The following is a 22801-nucleotide window of genomic DNA, read 5'->3' as shown; positions in this document are numbered from 1 at the left end:
CGCAACGCCGTGCGCGCGCAAAAGCGGCCGAGCCCCTTCGGGGTTGGCGCCCCGGGTTCCCCGATCCTGCGTTGCGCCGCTTGCGGGTAGAACCACTACCCGCTGCGCGACGCGCCTTGTCTCGGAAAACCCGGGGTGCCAACGCGAACGTGCATATTGATCAGCGTTTCCCTGGCACGAGGCAGGAGCGCAAAATGCGTGTTCACGTCCCGGGGTTGGCCCCGTTGCTGTTTTGCCTGACCGCCCTGTTCGCGGCTCCCGCCGCGGCATCCGGTTCCATCACCGACAATGTTGTCGAGACCCGTCTGGACAACGGTCTGACCGTCCTGGTGCTGGAGGACCGGCGGGCGCCGGTGGTTTCCACCCAGATCTGGTATCGCGTGGGCTCGGCCGACGAATACGGCGGGGTCACCGGCATCTCGCACATGCTGGAGCACATGATGTTCCGCGGCTCCGAGGCCTTCGAGCCCGGCGAGTTTTCGCGCGTCGTGTCGCGCCTGGGCGGCCGCGAGAACGCGTTCGTCGGGCGCGACTACACCGGCTATCACCAGCTGCTGGGCAGCGATCACTGGGACACCCTGCTGGAGATGGAGGCCGAGCGCATGCAGCACCTGCGCCTGACCGAGGAGGAGTTCCTGCCCGAGCGCGAGGTGGTGCGCGAAGAACGGCGCCAGCGCGTCGAGGACCGGCCCAACGCGCGCCTGCGCGAGGCGTTCATGGCCACGGCCTTCCATGCCGATCCCTACGGCCAGCCGGTGATCGGCTGGATGAGCGACATCGACGAGTACAGTGTGGAGGCCCTGCAGGACTGGTACGACACCTGGTACACCCCGGATAACGCGGTGGTCGCGGTGGTCGGGGACGTCGACGCGGACGCGGTGGTGGCTGCCGCCGAACGCCATTTCGGCGACATCCCCGCCGGCGCGGGCGGGGAACGCCCGGCGCGCAGCGAACCCCCGCAGACCGGAGAGCGGCACATCACCGTACAGGTGCCGGCCGAACTGCCCTACGTGATGATGGGCTGGAAGGCGCCGTCGCTGAATTCGCTGGAAGAGCCGGACGATGCCTATGCCCTGCTGGTGCTGGAGGGGGTGCTGTCCTCCGGCGAGGCCTCGCGGCTCGCCCGCGAGCTGGAGCGCGGCCGCGAGATCGCCGGCTCCGCGTCGGCCAGCTACAGCCCGTTCACCCGCCGTGACGGGCTGTTCATGCTGGGCGGGGTGCCGGCGGCGGACACCGATCCCGGGGAACTGGAGGCCGCCCTGCGCGAGCAGATCGAGCGCCTGCGCGAGGAGCCGGTGGGCGAAGATGAACTGGAACGCGTGCAGGCGCGGGTCGTGGCGTCCGAGGTCTACGGCCGCGACTCGGTGCATGCGCAGGCGTCGCAGCTGGCGATGCTGGAGACGGTCGGCATCGGCTGGCGTGAGCTGGGCGCCTTCGTCGAGCGGGTGCGCGCGGTCACCGCGGAGGATGTGCGCCGCGTCGCGCAGGAATACCTGGTGCCGGAGACCCTGACGGTGGGGATCCTGGATCCGCTGCCGCTGGACGAGCGCGAGTCGGAGGAACCGGCCGCCGAGTATGGAGGTGCCCTGTGATGCGCTGGACGGGAGTGTTGCTGGCGGTGCTGTGCGCCGCGCCGGCGGCGGCGATGGAGATCGAACGCTGGGAGACCGACGAGGGCCTGCAGGTGCTGTACTTCGAGGCGCCCGAACTGCCCATGGTGGACCTGCGCCTGACCTTTGATGCCGGTGCGGCGAGGGACGGCGAATTGCCGGGGCTGGCGCGCATGACCAGCCGGAGCCTGCGTCACGGCACGACGGAGATGGATGCCGATGCGCTGGCCGAGCGCTTCGAGTCCGTGGGTGCCCGTTTCAGTACCAGCTCGCAGCGGGACATGGCCGTGGTCTCGCTGCGCAGTCTCACCGAGACGGACTGGCTCGACACCGCGATGGAAACCCTGACCACGGTCCTCGCGGAACCCGCCTTCCCCGAGGACGACTTCGACCGGGCGCGGCGCCAGGCCCTGCTGGGACTGCAACGGGAGCGTCAGGAGCCGGGCAGCGTGGCCGCGCGGCGTTTCCACGAGCTGGTTTACGCCGATCATCCGTACGCCAACTGGCCGGCGGGGGATCGCGAGAGTCTGGAGGCGCTGAGCCCCGAGGACGCGCGCGGCTTCTTCGAGCGGTATTACACGGCGCGCAACGGCGTGCTGGCGATCACCGGCGGCGTGGATCGCCGGCAGGCCGAAGCTCTGGCGGCGCGTGTCTCGCAGGCCCTGCGCCCCGGTGAACCGGCCGAACCGCTGCCGCCGGTGCCGCCGCTGGAGGGTGCGGTGACGGAGCATGTCCCGTTCCCCTCGGAGCAGGCGCACATCCGCATCGGCGCACCGGCCCTGCGGCGTGGTGACGATGCCTATTACCCGCTGACCCTGGGCAACCACGTCCTGGGCGGAGGTGGCTTCACCTCGCGTCTGTTCCGCGAACTGCGCAGCGAGCGCGGACTGGCCTATTCCGTCAGCAGCGGGTTCGGGTCGCGCGCCGCGGAGGGGCCGTTCAGCGTCTCCATGCAGACCGGCACCGAGCAGACCGGCGAGGCGGTGGAAGCCCTGCACGAGCAGATCCGGCGCTGGCATGCCGAGGGCGTGGAGCCGGCCGAGCTGGAGGCCTCGCGCGCCAACGTGGTCAACGGCTTCCCGCTGCGCCTGGCGTCCAGCTCGGGGATCGTGTCGCATCTGGCCCTGATCGGTTTCTACGATCTCGGCGCGGATTATCTGACGCACTACCCCGCACGGATGGAAGCGGTGACGCCGGACGACGTGCAGCGGGCCATACGGGAACGGGTCGATCCGCAGGCCCTGGTCACGGTGATCGTTGGTGGCGAAGAACCGTAGGCGCGGGGCGGGTTCCGCGCGGCGCCGCGGCCACGAGTCCCGGGTCCGCATCATCGGCGGCGCGTGGCGCCGGCGCTGGCTGCCGGTGGCCGACGTACAGGGCCTGCGTCCTACCGCCGACGCCCTGCGCGAGACCCTGTTCAACTGGCTGCAGCCGCATCTGCCCGGTGCGCGGGTGCTGGACCTGTACGCCGGTACCGGGGCCCTGGGGTTCGAGGCCGCGTCGCGCGGGGCGCAGTCGGTGCTGATGGTGGAGCGCGACCGGCGTGCCGTCGCGCGGCTGCAGCAGGCCGTCGAAGAGCTGGGCGCCAGCGGCGTGGAGGTGCGCTGCGCCGATGCGGCGCGCCTGCTGGAGGCGGGCCCGGACGTCGTCGCCCCGTTCCACGTGGTGTTCCTCGACCCGCCGTTCGAGCGCGACCTGCTCGCCCCGGCTCTGCGCACCCTGGCGGGTGAGGGCTGGCTGGCGCCCGGGGGGCGCGTGTATGTCGAGCTGGAAGCCCATCGCGACCCGGCGGAGGTGACGGGGGCGCAGTGGCACATCCTGCGCGAGCGCACCGCAGGGCAGGCCCGGGGGCTGCTGCTGGAGCCGGCGGAGCCGCTTTTTTGCAGTACCCCGGGGCATTCGCTACCGTAGGATCATCCGTTCAAGGCATTTCCATCCGCGTGCGGGGCCGGCGTCAGCGTCCCACGACCCGGCCGCCACGCTACCCATGCACAAGGGGAGTCATCCATGGATGAATCATCCACCCCCGGTCTGTCCCAGACCCGCGTCCGCGGCTTCGGGGTCATCTGCAGTCCGGTCTTCATCATTGCCAGCATCATCATCGTGGCCTTCGTGGTTTTCGGGGCGGCGTTTTCCGAGACGGCCGAAGGCCTGTTCGTGCAGACGCGCGACGGCATCTCCCGTTACCTCGGCTGGTACTACATGCTGGTGGTGACGATCTTCCTGATCTTTGCCCTGTACCTGATGTTCAGCCGCTACGGCGGGGTGCGTCTGGGCGATCAGTTCGAACCCCCGCGGTTCAGCTATGCGTCCTGGTTCGCGATGTTGTTCTCCGCCGGCATGGGCATCGGGCTGCTGTTCTTCTCCATCGCCGAGCCGATGTACCACTACATGTCGCCGCCGCATGCCGAGGGTGAATCCAGCGCGGCGGCGATGGAGGCGATGCGCTACACCTTCTTCCACTGGGGACTGCACGCCTGGGCGATCTATATCATCGTGGGCCTGTCGCTGGCCTACTACGCCTACCGGCACAACCTGCCGCTGCTGATCCGCTCCTCGCTGTACCCGTTCATCGGCGACCGCATCTACGGCCCGTGGGGGCATCTGGTCGACATCCTTGCCCTGTTCGGGACGATGTTCGGGGTCGCGACCTCGCTGGGTCTGGGGGTCATGCAGATCAACTCGGGCCTCAACTTCGTCTTCGGCATCGAGGAAAGCACTCTGAACCAGGTCGTGCTGGTCGCGATCATCACCCTGATCGCGGTGGGCTCCGTGGCCCTGGGCGTGGACCGCGGGATCAAGCGGCTGTCCAACTTCAACATCGGCCTGAGCGTGGTGCTGATCGCGCTGCTGCTGGTGCTCGGGCCCACACTGTTCATCCTGCGGACCCTGGTCGAATCCACCGGGGTCTACGTCCAGAACCTGCCCGCGATGAGCCTGTGGGCCGATACCATCGAGGATTCCGGCTGGGCCACGACCTGGACCATCTTCTACTGGGGCTGGTGGATCTCCTGGGCGCCGTACGTCGGCATGTTCATCGCGCGGGTCTCGCGCGGGCGCACCATCCGCGAATTCGTGACCGGCGTGCTGCTGGCGCCGACCGCGGCCGGGTTCGTCTGGCTGTCGGTGTTCGGCGGCACGGCCATGGGTTTCCAGCTGGAGGGTGTGGCCGACGTGGCCGGGCAGGTGTCCGAACAGATGGAGACCGCGCTGTTCCTGACCATCGAGGCCCTGCCGATGCTGGACTGGATGGCGATCGCGGTGATGAGCGCGGCAACCCTGCTGATCGTCACCTTCTTCGTCACCTCCTCGGACTCCGGTTCGCTGGTCATCGACACCCTGGCCTCGGGTGACGTGCGCAATCCCACCGTGACCCAGCGCGTGTACTGGGCCGTGGCCGAAGGGATCGTGGCCTCGGTGCTGCTGGTGGCCGGGGGGCTGGGCGCGCTGCAGGCGGCGGCGATCAGTGTCGGCCTGCCGTTCTCCATCGTGATGCTGATCATGATGGTGGGGCTGTACCGCTCGCTGCAGCAGACCGAGGCCGTCACGCCCAGCCGTTATCAGCGCGAGGCACCGCCGCCGCATACGCTGTTCGGCTACACCGAAGACCTCGACGAGAAGATCCGCTAGGAGGCATCGATGTCACAGGTGGCACTGCTGGGCTGCGGGCTGATGGGGACCCCCATGGGCCTGCGGCTGCTGGACGCGGGCTTCCCGCTGCAGGCATACAACCGCACCCCGGCGCGGGCCGAGGATCTGGCCCGCGCCGGGGCAACCGTGTATTCCACCCCGGACGCCGCGGTACAGGGCGCGGACTGGGTGATTCTGATGCTCAGCGATGCCCTTGCCATCGAGTCCGTGCTCGCCGATCTGTCCCCGGGAACGCTCGACGGGCGCTGTTTCATCCAGATGGGCACCATCCTGCCGGCCGAGAGCCGGGCCCTGGGCGAGCGCGTGCGGACGGCCGGAGGGTGCTATGTCGAGGCCCCGGTGCTGGGGTCCATCCCCGAGGCGCGCGACGGGCGGCTGCTGATCATGGCCGGTGCCGAGCATGAGGTGGACGTGGAGCGGGTCGCCCCGGTGCTGGAGGCCCTGGGCAGCACGGTCCGGCATGTGGGCGGCCCGGGGCAGGGCGCCGCGCTCAAGCTGGCCTTCAACCAGCTGATCGCCAGCCTTACGGCGGCATTCTCCCTGAGCCTGGGACTGGTGCGGCGCGAGGGTGTGGAGGTCGACACCTTCATGGCGATCCTGCGCGAGAGCGCCCTCTACGCACCCACCTTCGACAAGAAGCTGGACAAGATGTGCTCCGGGGAATTCGGGACCGCTAACTTCCCGGTCAAGCATCTGCTCAAGGACGTGCGCCTGACCCATCAGGCAGCCGCCGACGCGGGACTGTCCGACCCCTGGTTGCCATTGCTGGCGGATCTGCTCGAGCAGGCCGCCGATCGGGGGCTGGGCGATGCCGACTACTCGGCCATCTATTCGTCCATCGTGCCGGAGGCCGGCAACCGCGACTGACCCGCGTCAGCGCACTTCGGCGAGCAGCTGCTGTGCCATGCGCTCGGCCTGCGAGCCGTAGCCGCCGCCGAACAGGTGGTCGTGGTTGAGGATGTGGTACAGGTTGTACAGCGTCCGGCGGGTGGCATAGCCCGGATCCAGCGGCCGCTGTTCGGCGTAGGCCGCGAAGAAGTCCCGCCCGGGGTGGCCGAACAGTTCCATCATCGCCAGGTCGGCCTCCGGGTCGCCGTAATAGGTGGCCGCGTCGAACAGCGTCGGCCGGCCGTCGCCGAGGAAGTCCCAGTTGCCGCTCCACAGGTCGCCGTGCAGCAGGGATGGCTGCGGGCGGTAGTCCGTAAAGAAGCCGTCCAGGCGCTCCTCCAGCTCGGCCAGGGTGTCCAGACGCCCGCGCGGGGCCCCGCGGTCGCGGGCCAGGCGGCGCTGGAACCCCAGGCGCTCCTCGCGATAGAAATCCACCCAGTCCGCATGCGGCCGATTGGACTGTGGCGTGGATCCGATGAAATTGTCCTCGTCGAGGCCGAAGCGGCTGGCGGTGTGCGAATGCATGTCGGCGATGCCGTGCGCCAGCGCCACCGCGTCGCGCGGGCCGCCCAGGTCCAGGTCCTCTATGATCAGGAAACGGGCGCCGGCGGCCTCGCCGGTGCCGATCACCGCGGGGATCTTCAGTACCTCGCAGCGCTGCAGTTCGGTCAGGCCACGGGCCTCGGCGGCGAACATGCCGGCGTGGTCGCCGCGGTTGAGCTTGACGAAGAAGCGGCGGCCGTCGGTGCCCTCCAGACGCAGGGCCTGGTTGATGGAGCCGCCGGAGCGCGCGCTGCGGCCTGTCGCCTCGAACGGCACTCCGGTATGGTCCGTGATGCACCGGGCCAGGGCGCCGGTCAGGTCGTCGTCCCGTGCGCTGCTTCGCGTCATGTGTCTGTCTCCCGTGGCGGATGTGGCTGACAGGTTAACCACTACACACCCCGAACGTCAGGAGTCCCGAGATGGCCTTCCGCAAACTGGAACCCCTATGCGACAAGATCGGGGCGGAGCAGATCCGCGCCGTGATCGACGAGTTTTATCGCCGCGTGTCGGCCGATCCCCGGATCGGGCACCACTTCGAGCGCATCGAGGATTTCGAGGATCACGTACGGCGGATCAGCGATTTCTGGTACCAGAACCTGGGCGGGCGCCTGGAACAGCCACCGACCATCGACATGGTGGGCAAGCACGCGCCGCTGAAGCTGACCGAAGACGATCTTCAGGCGTGGATGGAGCACTTCCGTGCGACCACCGACGAGATGCTGGATCCGGCGCACGCGAAGGAATGGCAGCAGCTGGCCGAGGGTATCGCCAGCCGCATGCGTCAGGACATCCTGACCGGCTGAGGCGGCGTCAGCAGGGGTCCGCGCCGCCGCCGGGAAAGCCGCAGTAGCCGCGATTCAGGGCGATGTCGTCCCCGCCGTGCACCTCGCGCAGATGGGCCTGACGGGCCTCGGCCAGGTGCGATTCCGCGGTGACCGGGTACAGCAGGCTGGCCATCGACGGCGGTTCCTGACCGAGACGCACGGCGTACAGGATGCGGTAGGCGTACACCCGGCGGATGTACTTGCGGGTCTCGGAGAACGGGATCAGTTCCGCCCAGATGTCCGCATCCAGGGTCTCGCCGTCTTCCGGCAGCCATTGCCGGACCCGGTGGGCCCCGGCGTTGTAGGCGGCGGTGGACAGCAGCCCGTGGCCGCCGAAGCGCTCCTGATTGCGCCCGAGATAGTAGGTGCCCAGGCGGGCATTGTTCGCGGGCTCGAGGATGTCCCAGTCGGAATTCACCTGCACGCCCGCGGCCGAGGCGATGTTGCGCCCGGTGGCCGGCATGATCTGCATGATGCCCAGCGCGCCCGCGTGTGAACGCACGTCATGCAGGAAGGCGCTCTCCTGGCGTGCGACCGCCATGGCCCAGGCCGGATCAATGCCCTGATCGCGGGCGCCGGCAACGATCAGATCGTCGAAGGCCAGCGGGAAACGCAGTTCGACGTCGTCCCACTGGCGCGCGCGGGCCACGGTGAAGATCGCCCGGTCGTGCCAGCCCCATTCGGCGAACTCGTGTGCCGCGGCCACCCGCTCGTCGTTGTCCATGCGCGCGACCGCATGCTGCCATTCGCGCCGCGCCTCGGCATGGCGATCCAGCCGCAGCAGTTCGCGCATCCGCAGCATCGCGGGCTGGTTGCGCACACGCACCCGCAGGCCGTTGTCCAGATCCGCGCGCCGATGTCCGATACGGTAAGGCTGCCCGATCCGGTCGGCGGCGAGAAACCCGTGGAAATTGCGTTCGGTGGCGGCCCGCTCGTAATGATCGCGGGCGCTGTCCGCATTGCCCAGGGCCTCTTCGGCGCGCGCGAACCAGTAGCGCCACTGGGCCTCTTCGCGGGTCTCGCGCGGCATGGCGCGCACCGCGTCGCGCACGGTTTCCCAGTCCCCCGCCCGCAGGGCCACGCGTACCTGCCACTGGCGCAGCTGGGCGTCGAAGACCTCTTCGTCCAGTCCGGCGAGGAACTCGGGGGCCTCGTCGCGGTAGCGCACCGCCAGGCGCAGGCCCAGGGCGTGGGCCACCGCGTTGCGGCCCTCGCTATCCAGGGTCGCCGGGCCGTTCGCGGGCCGCTCCTGCCAGGCGTCCAGGGCGGCGTCCAGATCGGAGCGGATCCAGCGCTTCCAGGCGTCTTCGGCCATGGGGCCGGCCTGCGGGTGGTCGTCGGCGTCGAAGTCGGCCTCCGCGACCCGGGCCGGCCGTTCCCGGAGTTCGAGCCAGCGTTCGGCCCAGGCTTCGTCGTCACGGTCGAGGTAGCGGCGCAGGTAGCGCGCGAGGCCAGTCTGGCCGGCGTCCATGGCGAGGGCGAAGCGCTGCATGGCCAGTTCACTGGTCAGGCCGTCGGCCGCGCGCCAGGCATCGAGGGCCGGGTCGCAGGCCGAGGGCCGCGAATGGCCGTGCAGCCAGATCGACTCGATGTCTTCCAGGGCGGCGTCGTTCTCGTCCCGCTCCAGCAGGGCCTGGCGGCGATGGCAGTCCTGGGTCACCCCCATGGAACGCTGGTCGTCGACCATCTCCAGCAGGGTATCCCATTCGGATTCCTCGCCGAGATGGCGCAGGTAGTTGGCGTACAGGCGGTCGGCCAGCGGGGTGTCGCCGTGATGCTCGAGGAATTCCCGCACCGCGTCGGGTTCTGCCCGCCCAAGGTCACGGGCGAGGCGGCGGTAGTCGAGATACGGTGCGAGGGGGTAACCGGCCAGGGTCTCGCGCGCGCGTTCGAAGGCCTCCGTGTTGCCGCGGTTGAGCGCCCGTTCGGCGGTGACGAACAGGCCGCGCTCGAAGGCGTAGCGAGTTTCTTCCGCGCCGGAACCGGAGTCCGCGGCAGAGGGGCCGCCGACCAGCAGGGTCAGGACCATGGCCAAGATCGTGCCGGGGCCGCCGGCGATCAGCCGCTGACGAATGCGCATGCCTGTGTCTCCTGAGCCTCCGCGTATTCCACCATCATCCGTCAGGTCCGGCGGGCTGGCAATCCCCGTGCCCGTGTTTTGCGCGGCATGACGCGCAATGCCGCCCGATCAGCCGGAAAGCAGCAGGGTCTCGCCGCGGGCCAGCCCGTCGATGGTCCAGGAGGCGACGCGGTAGCGCACCAGGCGCAGGGTCGGATGGCCGACCGCGGCGGTCATGCGCCGGACCTGGCGGTTGCGCCCTTCGTACAGGGTGATCGCGAGCCAGCGGGTGGGGATGTGGCGGCGAAAGCGCACCGGCGGGTCGCGTTCCGGCAGGTCCGGCGGGTCCATACGGTCGACCTTCGCCGGCAGGGTGAGTCCGTCGCGTAGTTCGACCCCGGTGCGCAGGGCCTCCAGCGCGGCCTCGTCGGGATCGCCTTCCACCTGCACCCAGTAGGTCTTGCCCGCGGAGTCGGGGCCGGGGCGGGTTATGCGGGCGTTCAGGACGCCATCGTCGGTGAGCACCAGAAGGCCCTCGGAATCGCGGTCCAGACGTCCGGCCGGGTGCACGCCGGGCAGGTCGATGTAATCGGCCAGGGTGGGACGGCCCTCGCGGTCGGTGAACTGGCTGAGCACGCCCCAGGGCTTGTGGAACAGCAGGATCCGGCTCATGCCCTCAGTCGCAGCGCAGGGTCACACGGTCGGCAAAGTGGCGGCCGAGGTTTTCTTCGGGTTCGGCACCGTAGTCGAGCGCCATGGCGCGCGCGACCATCGCCGGATCGGGCCGTGGCCGGTCGACCTCGGCCTCGCATTCCGGTGCCCCGCGCACCCGCGGAGGGCGTTCATCGGGATGCAGGATCTCGATGAAATAGGTGGGATCAAAGACGCGGTAATCCACCGGCGTCCGCGCCGGGTCGGGTGCACCCTCGAGCGCCAGGGTGAACCGGTATTCCAGGGTGTCTCCGTCCTTTTCCATCCGCGCCTCGCCCTCCGGCCGCACCTCGATCGCGTGGCCTTCGGCCTCGAAGTGCGTGTACCAGTCGTATTCCTCCAGATTGTCGAGGATCTCGCGCGCCAGCGCGTTCAGGCGCTCGGCGTCGCTGTCGCCCTCCTGGTGGGCCAGGGCGTCTTCGTGGAGGTATTCGGAGTACATCGGGTCGAATTGCCACAGGTGATGCATGCGTACCAGCTGGCCGGTGGCGTCGCGCTCGAAGTCGACCTCGAGATCGATCCAGGCGTGCGGATGGGCGGCTGCGGTGCCGGGCAGGCCGGCCGTCGCGGCCAGCAGCAGGAATGTGGCAAGGCTCGTCGCGAGGCGCGGTTGTTTGCGGACCGGGTTCATGCCGGGATGGCCTCCGGGGTCGGGGCGGCGGCATGCAGCAGCCGCTCGTGGTAGTCGGGGTGCACGCCGAGGTCATGCAGCCGGGCGTATATGTCCCTGACCGGTCCGCGCGGCTGCAGTTCGGCGAGCAGATCGGAACCCCGGGGGAGTCCCGGGACGTGATCCACCAGACCGGTCAGCCGGCGCGACAGACGCAGGCGTTCGGGGTCGGCGGCGATCGCCTGCGCGAGGGCGGTGGCGCGGCGCAGGTTGCAGCGGCGAACCGCGTCGGGATCGGCAAGCACGCTTTCCAGGTCACCCAGGCGGCGCAGGATGCGGGCCGCTCCGCGTGGGCCCAGGCCGTGGATCCCCGGGATGTTGTCGCTGCGGTCACCGGCCAGCGCCAGCAGGTCGGCCACCTGGTCGGGGCGCACGCGCAGGCGCTTCTCCAGGGCCCGGCGATCCATGGGTCGGCCGCGTTCCGGGTCGTGCAGGTGGTCCCGGTCGCCGAGGATGGTCTGTGCCAGATCCTTGTCGGCGCTCATCACCGCGACCGGCAGCCCTGCCGTGCGCGCGTTGCGGGCCAGGGTGGCGATCAGATCGTCGGCCTCGTATTCGGGGTGTGAGAAGCGGGCCAGCCCGAGGGCGTCCAGCAGCTCGCCGATCCGCTCGAACTGTGCCCGCAGCTCGGGTGGCGCCGGCGGGCGATGGGCCTTGTACCCGGGGTCGAGACGATGGCGGAAACCGCGCCGCAGCGAGGTGTCGAAACAGAAGCCCAGCGGCCCCGGGGCGCGCTGCGGCAGCCACTGGCACAGGGAGTGGACGAAGCCGTGCAGCGCACCACCCGGACGCCCCTGCGGGTCGGGGTCGAGGCGGCGCGCGAACCAGGCGCGGAACACGAAGATGCTGGTGTCCACGACCGTGCAGGTCGGACACGGGGCGGGTTCACTGCAGGCGTTCAAGATCCTTCCGGATGCCGCCGATGGAGCGTTCGAGATCCGCCTGTTCGTCGGCCTGGAGATCCAGTTCCACGATGCGTTCCATGCCCCCCTGGCCGAGGATGCAGGGGACGCCGGTGGCGACATCGCGCTGGCCGTATTCGCCGTCCAGCAGCGCGACCGTGGGCAGGACCCGGCGCCGGTCGAGGGCGATCGCCTCGACCATCTCGGCGATCGCCGCGGCCGGGGCCGCATAGGCGCTGGAGGTCTGCTTGAGGGCGAGGATCTCGGCGCCGCCGTGGCGGGTGCGCTCGACGATGGAGTCGAGGGTTTCGCGGTCGAGGAACCGGTCCAGCGGGATGCCGTTGACATGCGAGTAGCGCAGCAGCGGGACCATGGCATCGCCATGCCCGCCCAGCACCAGGGCCTGGATGTCGTGCACCGACAGGCCGGTCTCCAGCGCGATGAAGGCCGCCATGCGCGAGGTGTCCAGCACGCCCGCCTGGCCCATGATCCGGTCGCGGCTCCAGCCGGTCTGCTGCGCCGCGCGCCAGGTGAGCACGTCCACCGGATTGGAGACCACCAGCAGGCGACTGTCGGGGGCGTGGCGCCGGACCTGGTCGAGGATTTCGTCGAGGATCGCGACGTTCTTGTCGAGGACATCGGAGCGCGACATGCCCGGCTTGCGTGGCAGCCCGGCGGTGATGATCACCAGTTCCGCACCGGCGATGACGTCCGCCTCGTGGGAACCGGTCAGGCGGGTGTCGAAGCCCAGCAGGGGCGCGGTCTCCTGGATATCCAGTGCGGCCCCGGCGGCGGTCCCTTCATGGACATCCAGCAGCGCGATCTCGCGGGCGAGGTCACGGCGGGCAAGGAACTGCGCGGTGGATTCCCCCACCCGCCCGGCTCCGACGATGGCGATCTTCTGCATGGCCTGCGCTCCTCGGACTGTGTGTTCAGGTTCGCGCCACGCCGCTGTCGCGGGCCGCCCGAGCCACCGCCTCCGGGATGGTCTCGATCAGGCGTGGATCGAACGGCGTGGGCAGGATGTAGTCCGGTCCGAACTCCAGGTGGTCGCGGCCGTAGGCGTCCAGCACGCTCTGCGGCACCGGTTCGCGCGCCAGGTCGGCGATCGCGTGGGTGGCCGCGACCAGCATGGCGTCGTTGATGCGTCGGGCGCGCACGTCCAGCGCCCCGCGGAAGATGAACGGGAATCCGAGCACGTTGTTGACCTGGTTGGGGTAGTCGGAGCGGCCGGTCGCCATGATCAGGTCGTCCCGGGTCTCGCGGGCCAGGTCCGGCTGTATCTCCGGGTCCGGATTGGACAGGGCGAAGATCACCGGATTCGGTGCCATGCTTTGCAGCATCTCGGGGGTCAGGATGTCCGGGCCGGACAGCCCGATGAACACGTCGGCGTCGCGGCAGGCATCCTCCAGCGTGCGGTCCTCGGTGTCCACCGCGAAGATCTGCTTGTATTCATTGAGGTCTTCACGGTGGCTGTGGATCACGCCATTGCGGTCGACCATGTGGATGAGATGCTTGCTCGCGCCCAGACGCACCAGAAGCTGCATGGAGGCGATGCCGGCTGCGCCCGCGCCCACGCAGACGATCCGGGCGTCGGCCAGGTTCTTGCCCTGGATGGCCAGGGCGTTGAGCAGCCCGGCCGCGGTGATGATGGCCGTGCCGTGCTGGTCGTCGTGGAACACCGGGATGTCCAGGCGATCACTCAGGCGGCGTTCGATCTCGAAGCAGTGGGGCGCCGCGATGTCCTCGAGGTTGATGCCGCCGAAGCCGCCGGCGATCCGCGCCACGGTATTGATGAAGTCCTCGGGCTGGGCGGCGTCGACCTCGATGTCGAACACGTCGATCCCGGCAAAGGTCTTGAACAGCACGCCCTTGCCCTCCATCACGGGCTTGGAGGCCAGCGCACCGGTGTTGCCCAGTCCCAGCACCGCGGTGCCGTCGGTGATCACCGCGACCAGGTTGCCCTTGCCGGTGTAGCGGTAGACCTCGTCGGGGTTGTCGGCGATGGCGCGCACCGGGGCCGCCACGCCGGGCGAATACGCCAGCGACAGGTCGTCCTGCGTGGCGGTGGGCTTGGTGACGTGGATGGCCAGTTTCCCGGCCGGTTCGCGGGCGTGGTAGTCGAGGGCGCGCTGATTGAAATCGTCGGACATGATTGCGAACGGGCCTTGTGCGGGCGGTGGGTTCAGTTGACCGGGTGGGTCGGCAGATCATTGCGGTCGCGGGCCGCCTCGTACAGCGGTCGTACCTCGTCGGCCAGCCGGGCGAGCTCGCGCTGGCGCCCTTCCGGCGCCGGATGGGTGCTGAGGAACACCGGATGGCGGCTGCCATTGGACTGTTCCGCCATCTTGCGCCACAGCGCCGGGGCGGCGTCGGGGTCGTAGCCGGCGCGGGCCGCCAGTTCGATGCCGATCTCGTCGGCTTCGGTTTCCATGCGCCGGCTGTGGGGCAGCTGCACCGCCAGCACCGCGCCCAGCGCGGCGCCGGTCAGCGCCAGCTCGGAGCGGTCGCCGGTGATGGCGAAGCCGGTGACCGCCAGATTGGAGGCCATCGCCACCGACATCTTCTCGGCGCTGTGGGCGGACAGGGCATGGCCGATCTCGTGGCCGATGATCTGCGCCAGTTCGTCGTCGGTCAGTTCCAGCTGTTCGATGATGCCGGAGTAGATCGCCATCTTGCCGCCGGCCATGGCGAACGCGTTGAGGGTGTCCGGCGCCTCGATGACCGCGATCTCCCAGTCCCAGTCGGCGGTCTCCGGGCGGTACTCGATGGCCTGCGCGACCAGGCGTTCGGTGATCCCGTGGACCCGTTCGGTCATCTCGGGGTCGGCGTTGATCCGGCCTTCGTCGCGTGCGCCGGAGAGCATCTCCACGTACGCCTCGCGCGAGGCGTCGATCGCCTGGTTCTCCGAGACCAGCATCAGCTGGGAACGTCCCGTCACCGGATTGGTGGTGCAGGCGGGCAGGCCCAGGGCCATGCCCAGTACGGCGATCAGGGCCAGCACCGGCAGGCGCCGGCGCAGCGGACGGAACAGCGAGTTCATGCGTGACCAGTTCATGCGGTTTCTGCCTGCAGGTCCCGCGGGGATGCGGGATGATGACACCTCTTCAGCATACACCCTGCGGACCGCCCTGCGGAGCCCGCACGCAAACGAGGGCACCCCGAAGGATGCCCTCGCCGGATCGGCCACGCCGGCGGGGCCGATGGGCCGCCGCCTGCCTGCGGGGCCGCGTGATGCGACCTCGCGCGGGACTTCAGAACGCGAAGCGGCGCTTGAACTTGTCCACCTGGCCGGCGGTGTCGACGATCTTCTGCTTGCCGGTGTAGAACGGATGGCACTGCGAGCAGACGTCCAGGTGCATCTCGTCCTGACCCAGGGTGGAACGGGTCGTGAACTTCGTGCCACAGGTGCAGATCACGTTGACTTCGCGGTATTGGGGATGGATCTCGGCTTTCATGGTCGACTCACGCGTGTTCGGGCGAAAAGTGCGCTAGCATAGCCGCCTCCTGTGGCCGGGCGCAAGTCGACGGCGGTCTTCGCGGGGGGCGGCCGGGATCCGGACGTGCTGTCGGGCGGTGCGAACAACTCGTTGTCTTGCGGGGCGTTCCGGCGGGGCGTGCGTTTTGCCCGAAACCGGTCGGTTCGCGTCCGAGCACGTTCCCGTCATCGCGAGTCGCGAAGCGATGTGGCGATCTCCATCCGAAGCCACCTGTTCCTGCATGCAGCCCGCTTCGGCCGATTGCCACGTCGCCTTCGGCTCCTCGCAATGACGGGGCGAGGGGGCTGCGACTCGCGATGGCGGGAGCCTGCCCGCAGGCGAACAGGGCCGGCGGGCTGCTCTCCGGGCGGTACGGGCAAGTCGTTGTCTTGCGGGGCGTTGTGCCGGGGCGCGCGAGTTTTCCCCGAAACCTGTGGAAAACTTTGTGGACGAACTGTCACTGGATGGCGCCAGCGGCTTGCTGCGGCGCAGGACTCTGGATTGGTCAGTTTTTGCCCAGAGTTTTTATATTACTGAAAATAAAGTGTTCCTTGTATGTCAATGGGCCCGGGCCCGGTGCTGCCCGGGGTCGGGACCGGCGTGAAAGGACGGGAGTCGCGTTGTGAATAACATGTCCGCATTGTCAAGCGCAGTGCCGCAGGTCGGCTTTGTCAGCCTGGGCTGTCCCAAGGCGCTGGTGGATTCCGAGCGCATCCTGACCCGGCTGCGTGCCGAGGGCTACGGGATCGTCGGGGACTACACCGGGGCGGACCTGGTGGTGGTCAACACCTGCGGGTTCATCGACGAAGCGGTGGAAGAATCGCTGGGGGCGATCGGCGAGGCCCTGGCGGAGAACGGGCAGGTGATCGTGACCGGCTGCCTGGGCAAGGATGCCGAGACCATCCACGAGCGCCACCCGGACGTGCTGGCGGTGACCGGGCCGCACGCCTACGAGGACGTGGTGACGGCGGTGCACGAGCACCTGCCGCCGCCGGCGGGCACCTTCGAGACCCTGGTGCCGCCGGAGGGCATTCGTCTGACCCCGCGCCACTACGCCTATCTGAAGATCTCCGAGGGCTGCAATCACCGCTGCAGCTTCTGCATCATCCCCGGCCTGCGCGGCGACCTGGTCAGCCGCTCGATTGGCGAGGTGCTGGCGGAGGCCGAGCGCCTGGCCGAGGCCGGGGTGCGCGAGATCCTGGTGATCTCGCAGGACACTTCCGCCTACGGCGTGGACGTGAAATACCGTACCGGCTTCCACGGCGGGCGCCCGATCCGTTCCGACATCGCGCATCTCGCCGAGGCCCTGGGGCAGCTGGGCATCTGGGTGCGGCTGCACTACGTCTATCCCTATCCGCATGTGGATCGCCTGATCCCGCTGATGGGGTCCGGCGAGGAGGGCGGGCTGCTGCCCTATCTCGACATGCCGCTGCAGCACGGCCACCCGCGGGTGCTCAAGGCGATGCGCCGTCCGGCTGCGGCGGAGAAGGTGCTGGAGCGGATCGCCGACTGGCGCGCGCAGGTGCCGGACCTGACCCTGCGCTCGACGTTCATCGTGGGCTTCCCCGGCGAGACCGAGGCCGAGTTCGAGACCCTGCTGGACTTCCTGCGCGAGGCGCAGCTCGACCGCGTCGGGGCCTTTGCCTATTCGCCGGTGGACGGGGCCGAGGCCAATGCCCTGCCGGACCCGGTGCCCGAGCCCGTGCGCCAGGAACGCCTGGCGCGGTTCATGGAGGTGCAGGCGGAGATCAGTGCCGAGCGCCTGCGCCGTCGGGTGGGCACGCAGCCGGTGGTGCTGGTCGACGGCACCGACGAACACGGCGTCGTGGTCGCGCGTTCGGCCGCGGAGGCGCCGGAGATCGACGGGGTGATCCGCGTGCCGGATGCCGATCCCGACTCGGTGGAGGCGGGGGACTTCATCGAGGTGCGGATCACCGCTGCCCGCGAGCACGACCTGATCGCCGAGGTCGCCGACCCGGACGAGTGACCGGGGCGGCCTCGCTCGGCGGCCGTGCTCAGCCGCCGTTGCGCTTCGGGGCCACCGGTTCCGGCGTGGCGTCCCAGATCTTCTCCGCGTAGTCACGCACCGTGCGGTCGATGGAGAAGAAGCCCATGCGCGCGATGTTGGTGAGCGCCGCGGCGTTCCAGCATTCCGGCTGTGCATACAGCGTGTCGGCCCGCTCGCAGGCCTCGCGGTAGGCGGGGTAATCGGCGAGCACGAAGAACGGATCCTGATGGCGCAGATAGTGCCCCAGTTCCGCATGGGTGGCGTTGTCGTCGCAGGTGAAATAGCCCTGCTCGAGCATCTCCACCGTACGCGTCAGGGCCGGACGTCCGGCGAGCATCGCTTCGGGGACCTCGCCGCGGGCGCGGTGCGCGACCACCTCGGACTCGGTCATGCCGAAAATGAAGATGTTTTCTTCACCCACCGCGTCGCGGATCTCGATGTTGGCACCGTCCAGCGTACCGATGGTCAGCGCACCGTTCAGGGCCAGCTTCATGTTGCCGGTGCCCGACGCCTCGAAGCCCGCGGTGGAGATCTGCTCCGAGAGGTCCGCCGCGGGGATGATCACGGTCGCGGCGCTGACCTCGTAGTTGGGGATGAACACGCACTTCAGGCGGTCCCCCACCTGCGGGTCGTGGTTGATGATGTCCGCGACCTCGTTGATGACCTGGATGATGTCCTTGGCGCGCTGGTAGCCGGGGGCCGCCTTGCCGCCGAAGATCACCACCCGCGGGGGCACGTCCTCGCCGTCGCGGATGCGGTTGTACAGCTCGATCACGTGCAGCAGCTTGAGCAGCTGGCGCTTGTATTCGTGGATGCGCTTGATCTGTACGTCGAACAGGACGTCGGTGCGGATGCGGATGCCGGTGCGTTCGCGCACCAGCGCGGCCAGGCGCTCCTTGTTCTTGCGCTTGACCTGCTGAAACTTCTGTTGAAGCTCCGGATCCGCGACCCAGGGCTCCAGCGCGCGCAGGCGTTCAAGGTCGTACTGCCAGTCGTGGCCGATCTTTTCGCCGAGGAACTCGGTGAGCTCCGGATTGGCCTGGATCATCCACAGCCGGGGGGTCACGCCGTTGGTGACATTGACGAAGCGTTCCGGCCACAGCTGGTAGAAATCGGCGAACAGGGTCTGTTTCAGCAATTCGGTATGCAGCGCGGCGACACCGTTGATCTGATGCGAACCGACCACCGCCAGATGGGCCATGCGGACGTTGCGCCCGCCTTCCTCGTCGATCAGCGACAGCCGCTTGAGGCGTTCCTCGTCGCCGGGGAAACGCCGGCGCACCATCTCGAGGAATTCGTGGTTGATGCGGTAGATGATCTGCATGTGCCGCGGCAGCACGCGGGTCATGAGGTCCACCGACCAGGTTTCCAGGGCCTCGGGCATCAGGGTGTGGTTGGTGTAGGCGAATACCTTGCGGCACAGCTCCCAGGCACGGGCCCAGTGCAGCTCATGGCGGTCCATCAGCAGGCGCATCATCTCCGCCACCGCGATCGCCGGGTGGGTGTCGTTCAGCTGGATCGCGACCTGGTGGGGCAGGTCGTCCAGGGTATAGCCCAGCTCCAGGTGGCGATCGAGGATGTCGTGCAGCGAGGCGGCGACAAAGAAGTATTCCTGCTTCAGCCGCAGTTCCTTGCCGATGGCGGTGGCGTCGTTGGGGTAGAGCACCATGGAGATGCTCTCCGACTGGCTCTTGTCGGCGACCGCGCGGATGTAGTCGCCCTCGTTGAAATAGCGCAGGTCGAAGTCGCGGGTCGCCTTGGCCCCCCACAGGCGCAGGTTGTTGACGTTGCGCCGGCCATAACCCGCGGTGGGGTAGTCATAGGCCATCGCCAGGATCTGTTCGCCGTCTTCCCAGGAGTAGTGCACCGAGCCGTCGCTGCGGTGATGCTCCACCACCTCGCCGTAGAAGCGGATCGGGTATTTGCGTTCCGCGCGCGGGAACTCCCAGGGGTTGCCGTAGCGCAGCCAGTTGTCCGGGTGCTCGACCTGACGGTAGGGCTCGAACTGCTGGCGGAACATGCCGTACTCGTAGCGGATACCGTAGCCGAAGCCCGGATAGCCCTGGGTCGCCAGCGACTCGAGGATGCAGGCGGCCAGGCGCCCGAGGCCGCCGTTGCCCAGCGCGGCGTCATCCTCCCAGGCAACGATCTCGTCGTAGTCCTGTCCCAGCTGAGCGAGGGCCTCGCGGGTCTCGTCGAGGATGCCGGTGTTGCGCAGGTTGGCCTCCAGCATGCGCCCGATCAGGTATTCCATCGACAGGTAATAGACCCGCTTGACGTCTTCCGCGTCGAACTGGCGGCGGGTCAGCAGCCGGCGTTCGATCATGCGTTCGCGCACCGCGAACGAGGTGGCATCGAGCCAGTCGCGCTGGGTGGCCTGTTTCGGATCCTTTCCGACGAAGCGGACCATGGCATCACGGATGGACTGTTTCAGGCCCTCGGTATCGTGCGGGAGCGGGCTGAGCGGGGGGGCCGTCGTGTCGGCGCTGGTGGACATCTTTTTTCTCCGGGGGGTTGCGGCCGGACACGCCCGCCATCGACCCCGGCGCCGTTCAGGCGGGGCGGTCGATGGCGCGGTGTCCAATATCGGTACGGAAGTATATACCCTCGAAGCGGATTTCCCCGAGGGCGGTGTAGGTCTTTTTCTGCGCGTCGGCATAATCGGTCCCCAGACCAACCACGCACAGCACGCGGCCTCCGGCGGTGATGACCTGCCCATGGTCGTCGATGGTGGTGCCGGCATGGAACACGCGGGCGTCGGGAAGCGGCTCCACCGCCTCCAGGCCCTCGATCACATCGCCCTTGCGGTATGCGTCCGGGTAGCCCTCGGCGGCGGCGACCACGCCCAGCGCCACGCGCGGGTCCCAGCGGGCCTCCACCTGGTCGAGCCGGCCGTCCAGCGCGGCCTCGACCAGACCCGCCAGGTCGCTTTCCAGGCGCATCAGGATCGGCTGGGTCTCCGGGTCGCCAAAACGGCAGTTGAATTCCAGCACCTTCGGGTTGCCGTCGGCATCGACCATGATCCCGGCATACAGGAACCCGGTATAGGCCTCGCCGTCGGCGGCCATGCCGCGCACCACGGGTTCGATGACCTCGTGCAGGATGCGGTCGTGCAGGGTGTCGGTGACCACCGGGGCCGGCGAATAGGCACCCATGCCCCCGGTGTTGGGGCCACGGTCGCCGTCATCGCGCGCCTTGTGGTCCTGCGAGGAGGCCAGCGGCAGCACGTGCTCGCCGTCCACCATGCAGATGAAGCTGGCCTCCTCGCCCTGCAGGAATTCCTCGACAACCACCCGGTGCCCGGCCTCGCCGAAGGCATTGCCGGCCAGCATGTCGCGTACCGCGGCGCGCGCCTCGTCGGTGGTCTGCGCGAGGATCACGCCCTTGCCGGCGGCCAGGCCGTCGGCCTTCACCACGATGGGCGCGCCGTGGGTGTCAATGAACGCCAGCGCGGCGTCCTCGTCCTCGAAGCTGCCGTACGCCGCCGTGGGGATGCCGTGGCGCTGCATGAAATCCTTGGCGAAGGATTTCGATCCCTCCAGGCGCGCGGCGTCGGCGGTGGGACCGAAGATCGGCTGGCCGGCGGCGCGGAAGGCATCCACCACGCCCGCAACCAGCGGTGCCTCGGGCCCGACCACGGTGAAGGCGACATCCTCGTTCCGGGCCACGGCTAGCAGGCCGTCGATGTCGGTGGCGGCGCAGTCGACGTTCTCGCAGCCGGGTTCGCCGGCGGTGCCGGCATTGCCCGGCGCGACCAGCACCCGCGCGACCCGCGCGGACTGCGCCAGTTTCCAGGCGAGGGCGTGTTCACGCCCGCCGCCGCCGATCACCAGGACGTTGATGGCCGTTTCGTTCATGAGCGTTCTCCTGCGGCCGCGATCAGTGGCGGAAGTGGCGCATGCCGGTGAAGACCATCGCGATGCCGTGCTCGTCGGCCGCGGCGATGACCTCCTCGTCGCGCATCGAGCCGCCCGGCTGGATCACCGCGGTGATGCCGGCGCTGGCGGCGGCATCGATGCCGTCGCGGAACGGGAAGAAGGCGTCCGAGGCCATCACCGAACCGGCCACCTGCAGGCCCTCGTCGGCGGCCTTGATCCCGGCGATGCGCGCGGAATACACCCGGCTCATTTGACCGGCGCCCACGCCGACGGTCTGCTGGTCACGGGCATACACGATGGCATTGGATTTCACGTACTTGCCCACCTGCCAGGCGAAGGCCAGGTCGCGGTTCTCCTGCTCGGTGGGGGTGCGCGCGGTGACGATCTTCAGGTCCACGTCGCCCAGCGAGCCGCGGTCGGTATCCTGTACCAGCAGCCCGCCCCCGATGCGCTTGTAGTCCAGTCCCGGGGCCGCAGGGGCGTCGGGGATCTCCAGCACGCGCACGTTCTTCTTCGCGGACAGCGCGCGCAGGGCCCCGGGGGTGATCTCCGGTGCCATCACCACCTCGACGAACTGCCGGCTGACGATGGCCTGCGCGGTGTCACCCTCCAGCGGGCGGTTGAACGCGATGATGCCGCCGAAGGCCGAGGTCGGGTCGGTCTGGAACGCGCGCTCGTAGCTCATCAGCTGCGACGGGGCGACCGCGACCCCGCAGGGGTTGGCGTGCTTGACGATCACGCAGGCCGCCTCGTCGAACTGGCGCACGCACTCCCAGGCTGCGTCCGCGTCCGCCAGATTGTTGTACGACAGCGACTTGCCCTGGTGCTGGCGGAAACTGGCGAGCGAGCCCGGCGCGGGTTGCGGGTCGCGGTAGAACGCCGCGTTCTGATGCGGGTTCTCGCCGTAGCGCAGGGTCTCCACCCGCTGGAAGGTCGCGTTGAGCTGGCCGGGGAAGCTTTTCCGGTGGCCGTCGTCGTCCAGTGCCGACAGATAGTTGCTGATGGCCGCGTCGTAGCGGGCCACGTGGTCGAACGCCGCCACCGCGAAGCGGAAGCGCAGCGCGGCCGGGATACCGCCGTGTTCGTCCAGGGCTTCGACGATCGCGCGGTACTGGCCGGGATCGGTGGCCACGGTCACGTCGCGGTAGTTCTTGGCGGCCGCGCGCAGCATCGCCGGGCCGCCGATGTCGATGTTCTCGATCGCCTCTTCCAGTGTGGCGTCGGGGCGCGCCACGGTGTTCTCGAACGGGTACAGGTTGACCACCAGCAGGTCGATCGGCGGGATGTCGTGGGTCTCCATCGCCCCGGCGTCGGTGTCGCGCCGGCCCAGCAGCCCGCCGTGGATCCGCGGGTGCAGGGTCTTCACCCGACCGTCCATGATCTCGGGGAAACCGGTGTGTTCCGAGACCTCGGTCACCGGGACCCCGTGCTCGCCCAGCAGACGCGCGGTGCCGCCGGTGGACAGCAGTTCGGTCCCGCGTTCGTGGAGGTGGCGGGCGAGTTCCACCACGCCGGTTTTTTCGGAAACGGACAGCAGCGCGCGGCGCACGGGAGCCTGGGTAGTCATGGGACCTCGAA

At 69.0% G+C, this 22801-nt stretch carries 19 protein-coding genes; 7 read left to right on the top strand and 12 right to left on the bottom strand.

Features of this window, described 5'->3' with window-relative positions; all coding sequences use genetic code 11:
- Window positions 1-194 precede the first annotated feature (194 nt).
- The 5 genes from F790_RS0110245 to F790_RS0110225 all read left to right on the top strand — a co-directional run bounded on the left by F790_RS0110245 (window position 195) and on the right by F790_RS0110225 (window position 6128).
- A complete protein-coding gene (locus F790_RS0110245; protein WP_019591606.1) occupies window positions 195-1592 on the top strand; it encodes a pitrilysin family protein in 1398 nt (465 codons plus the stop codon).
- Window positions 1592-2887, top strand: coding sequence for a pitrilysin family protein (locus F790_RS0110240; RefSeq protein WP_019591605.1), 1296 nt, complete (start codon window positions 1592-1594; stop codon window positions 2885-2887). Before F790_RS0110245 ends, F790_RS0110240 begins: the two co-directional genes overlap by 1 nt.
- Window positions 2871-3521: a 16S rRNA (guanine(966)-N(2))-methyltransferase RsmD gene (gene rsmD / locus F790_RS0110235; RefSeq protein WP_019591604.1), complete on the top strand. Its 651-nt coding sequence runs from the start codon at window positions 2871-2873 to the stop codon at window positions 3519-3521. Before F790_RS0110240 ends, rsmD begins: the two co-directional genes overlap by 17 nt.
- A 96-nt stretch (window positions 3522-3617) precedes the next feature.
- Entirely contained in the window at window positions 3618-5240 is a 1623-nt protein-coding gene (locus tag F790_RS0110230) for a BCCT family transporter (protein ID WP_019591603.1), read from the top strand.
- A 9-nt stretch (window positions 5241-5249) separates the two neighbouring features.
- Window positions 5250-6128, top strand: a complete 879-nt coding sequence (locus tag F790_RS0110225; RefSeq protein ID WP_019591602.1) for an NAD(P)-dependent oxidoreductase — start codon at window positions 5250-5252, stop codon at window positions 6126-6128.
- A 6-nt stretch (window positions 6129-6134) separates the two neighbouring features.
- Here the strand turns inward: F790_RS0110225 and F790_RS0110220 are convergent, their stop codons facing one another.
- Window positions 6135-7040, bottom strand: a complete 906-nt coding sequence (locus tag F790_RS0110220) for a fructosamine kinase family protein (protein ID WP_019591601.1) — start codon at window positions 7038-7040, stop codon at window positions 6135-6137.
- A gap of 71 nt (window positions 7041-7111) precedes the next feature.
- Here F790_RS0110220 and F790_RS0110215 point away from each other — a divergent pair, with 71 nt between their 5' ends.
- A complete protein-coding gene (locus F790_RS0110215; RefSeq protein WP_018869099.1) occupies window positions 7112-7495 on the top strand; it encodes a group III truncated hemoglobin in 384 nt (127 codons plus the stop codon).
- Window positions 7496-7502: 7 nt separating this feature from the next.
- Here the strand turns inward: F790_RS0110215 and F790_RS0110210 are convergent, their stop codons facing one another.
- The 8 genes from F790_RS0110210 to rpmE form a co-directional block, all read right to left on the bottom strand.
- Window positions 7503-9596 (bottom strand): transglycosylase SLT domain-containing protein, encoded by a 2094-nt coding sequence (locus F790_RS0110210; protein WP_019591600.1) that lies wholly within the window; start codon window positions 9594-9596, stop codon window positions 7503-7505.
- 108 nt (window positions 9597-9704) lie between these two features.
- Window positions 9705-10247, bottom strand: coding sequence for a pseudouridine synthase (locus F790_RS0110205; RefSeq protein WP_018869101.1), 543 nt, complete (start codon window positions 10245-10247; stop codon window positions 9705-9707).
- 4 nt (window positions 10248-10251) lie between these two features.
- A complete protein-coding gene (locus F790_RS0110200; protein WP_018869102.1) occupies window positions 10252-10917 on the bottom strand; it encodes a DUF1007 family protein in 666 nt (221 codons plus the stop codon).
- Window positions 10914-11858: a 5'-3' exonuclease H3TH domain-containing protein gene (locus F790_RS0110195; protein ID WP_019591599.1), complete on the bottom strand. Its 945-nt coding sequence runs from the start codon at window positions 11856-11858 to the stop codon at window positions 10914-10916. Before F790_RS0110195 ends, F790_RS0110200 begins: the two co-directional genes overlap by 4 nt.
- Window positions 11842-12765: a malate dehydrogenase gene (mdh, locus tag F790_RS0110190; RefSeq protein WP_019591598.1), complete on the bottom strand. Its 924-nt coding sequence runs from the start codon at window positions 12763-12765 to the stop codon at window positions 11842-11844. Before mdh ends, F790_RS0110195 begins: the two co-directional genes overlap by 17 nt.
- A gap of 25 nt (window positions 12766-12790) precedes the next feature.
- A complete protein-coding gene (locus F790_RS0110185; protein ID WP_019591597.1) occupies window positions 12791-14011 on the bottom strand; it encodes a malic enzyme-like NAD(P)-binding protein in 1221 nt (406 codons plus the stop codon).
- 32 nt (window positions 14012-14043) lie between these two features.
- Window positions 14044-14901: a M48 family metallopeptidase gene (locus F790_RS0110180; protein ID WP_019591596.1), complete on the bottom strand. Its 858-nt coding sequence runs from the start codon at window positions 14899-14901 to the stop codon at window positions 14044-14046.
- Window positions 14902-15112: 211 nt separating this feature from the next.
- The gene (rpmE, locus tag F790_RS0110175; RefSeq protein WP_018869107.1) at window positions 15113-15316 is read right to left on the bottom strand and encodes a 50S ribosomal protein L31; all 204 of its coding nucleotides are present in this window, start codon (window positions 15314-15316) and stop codon (window positions 15113-15115) included.
- Between the two features lie 652 nt (window positions 15317-15968).
- Here rpmE and rimO point away from each other — a divergent pair.
- Complete coding sequence (rimO, locus tag F790_RS0110170; RefSeq protein ID WP_038036736.1) at window positions 15969-17324, top strand: 30S ribosomal protein S12 methylthiotransferase RimO; 1356 nt, start codon at window positions 15969-15971, stop codon at window positions 17322-17324.
- A 28-nt stretch (window positions 17325-17352) separates the two neighbouring features.
- On the opposite strand, the gene F790_RS0110165 is transcribed toward rimO, so the two are convergent.
- From F790_RS0110165 to purH, 3 genes are read right to left on the bottom strand one after another with little or no spacing between them, the layout of a single operon-like run.
- On the bottom strand, window positions 17353-19842 hold the full coding sequence (locus F790_RS0110165; protein ID WP_019591594.1) for a glycogen/starch/alpha-glucan phosphorylase: 2490 nt from the start codon (window positions 19840-19842) through the stop codon (window positions 17353-17355).
- 55 nt (window positions 19843-19897) lie between these two features.
- Window positions 19898-21187: a phosphoribosylamine--glycine ligase gene (gene purD / locus F790_RS0110160; RefSeq protein ID WP_026279423.1), complete on the bottom strand. Its 1290-nt coding sequence runs from the start codon at window positions 21185-21187 to the stop codon at window positions 19898-19900.
- Window positions 21188-21224: 37 nt separating this feature from the next.
- Window positions 21225-22790 (bottom strand): bifunctional phosphoribosylaminoimidazolecarboxamide formyltransferase/IMP cyclohydrolase, encoded by a 1566-nt coding sequence (purH, locus tag F790_RS0110155; RefSeq protein ID WP_026332924.1) that lies wholly within the window; start codon window positions 22788-22790, stop codon window positions 21225-21227.
- Window positions 22791-22801 lie beyond the last annotated feature (11 nt).

The sequence above is a fragment of the Thioalkalivibrio sp. ALE20 genome (assembly GCF_000381405.1).
Taxonomy (GTDB): Bacteria; Pseudomonadota; Gammaproteobacteria; order Ectothiorhodospirales; family Ectothiorhodospiraceae; genus Thioalkalivibrio.
The sequence above is the reverse complement of the archived record's forward strand: the minus strand, read 5'-3'. Positions and strand labels throughout refer to the sequence as shown.

Bases quoted from the DNA above. Each gene is read 5' to 3' on its own strand.
- F790_RS0110230 (WP_019591603.1), top strand. From the start codon at position 3,618: ATGGATGAATCATCCACCCCCGGTCTGTCCCAGACCCGCGTCCGCGGC.
- F790_RS0110200 (WP_018869102.1), bottom strand. From the start codon at position 10,917: ATGAACCCGGTCCGCAAACAACCGCGCCTCGCGACGAGCCTTGCCACA.
- F790_RS0110245 (WP_019591606.1), top strand. From the start codon at position 195: ATGCGTGTTCACGTCCCGGGGTTGGCCCCGTTGCTGTTTTGCCTGACC.
- F790_RS0110165 (WP_019591594.1), bottom strand. From the start codon at position 19,842: ATGTCCACCAGCGCCGACACGACGGCCCCCCCGCTCAGCCCGCTCCCG.
- rimO (WP_038036736.1), top strand. From the start codon at position 15,969: ATGTCCGCATTGTCAAGCGCAGTGCCGCAGGTCGGCTTTGTCAGCCTG.
- F790_RS0110185 (WP_019591597.1), bottom strand. From the start codon at position 14,011: ATGTCCGACGATTTCAATCAGCGCGCCCTCGACTACCACGCCCGCGAA.
- F790_RS0110220 (WP_019591601.1), bottom strand. From the start codon at position 7,040: ATGACGCGAAGCAGCGCACGGGACGACGACCTGACCGGCGCCCTGGCC.
- F790_RS0110215 (WP_018869099.1), top strand. From the start codon at position 7,112: ATGGCCTTCCGCAAACTGGAACCCCTATGCGACAAGATCGGGGCGGAG.
- mdh (WP_019591598.1), bottom strand. From the start codon at position 12,765: ATGCAGAAGATCGCCATCGTCGGAGCCGGGCGGGTGGGGGAATCCACC.
- F790_RS0110210 (WP_019591600.1), bottom strand. From the start codon at position 9,596: ATGCGCATTCGTCAGCGGCTGATCGCCGGCGGCCCCGGCACGATCTTG.
- F790_RS0110205 (WP_018869101.1), bottom strand. From the start codon at position 10,247: ATGAGCCGGATCCTGCTGTTCCACAAGCCCTGGGGCGTGCTCAGCCAG.
- F790_RS0110180 (WP_019591596.1), bottom strand. From the start codon at position 14,901: ATGAACTCGCTGTTCCGTCCGCTGCGCCGGCGCCTGCCGGTGCTGGCC.
- rpmE (WP_018869107.1), bottom strand. From the start codon at position 15,316: ATGAAAGCCGAGATCCATCCCCAATACCGCGAAGTCAACGTGATCTGC.
- F790_RS0110225 (WP_019591602.1), top strand. From the start codon at position 5,250: ATGTCACAGGTGGCACTGCTGGGCTGCGGGCTGATGGGGACCCCCATG.
- purH (WP_026332924.1), bottom strand. From the start codon at position 22,790: ATGACTACCCAGGCTCCCGTGCGCCGCGCGCTGCTGTCCGTTTCCGAA.
- F790_RS0110240 (WP_019591605.1), top strand. From the start codon at position 1,592: ATGCGCTGGACGGGAGTGTTGCTGGCGGTGCTGTGCGCCGCGCCGGCG.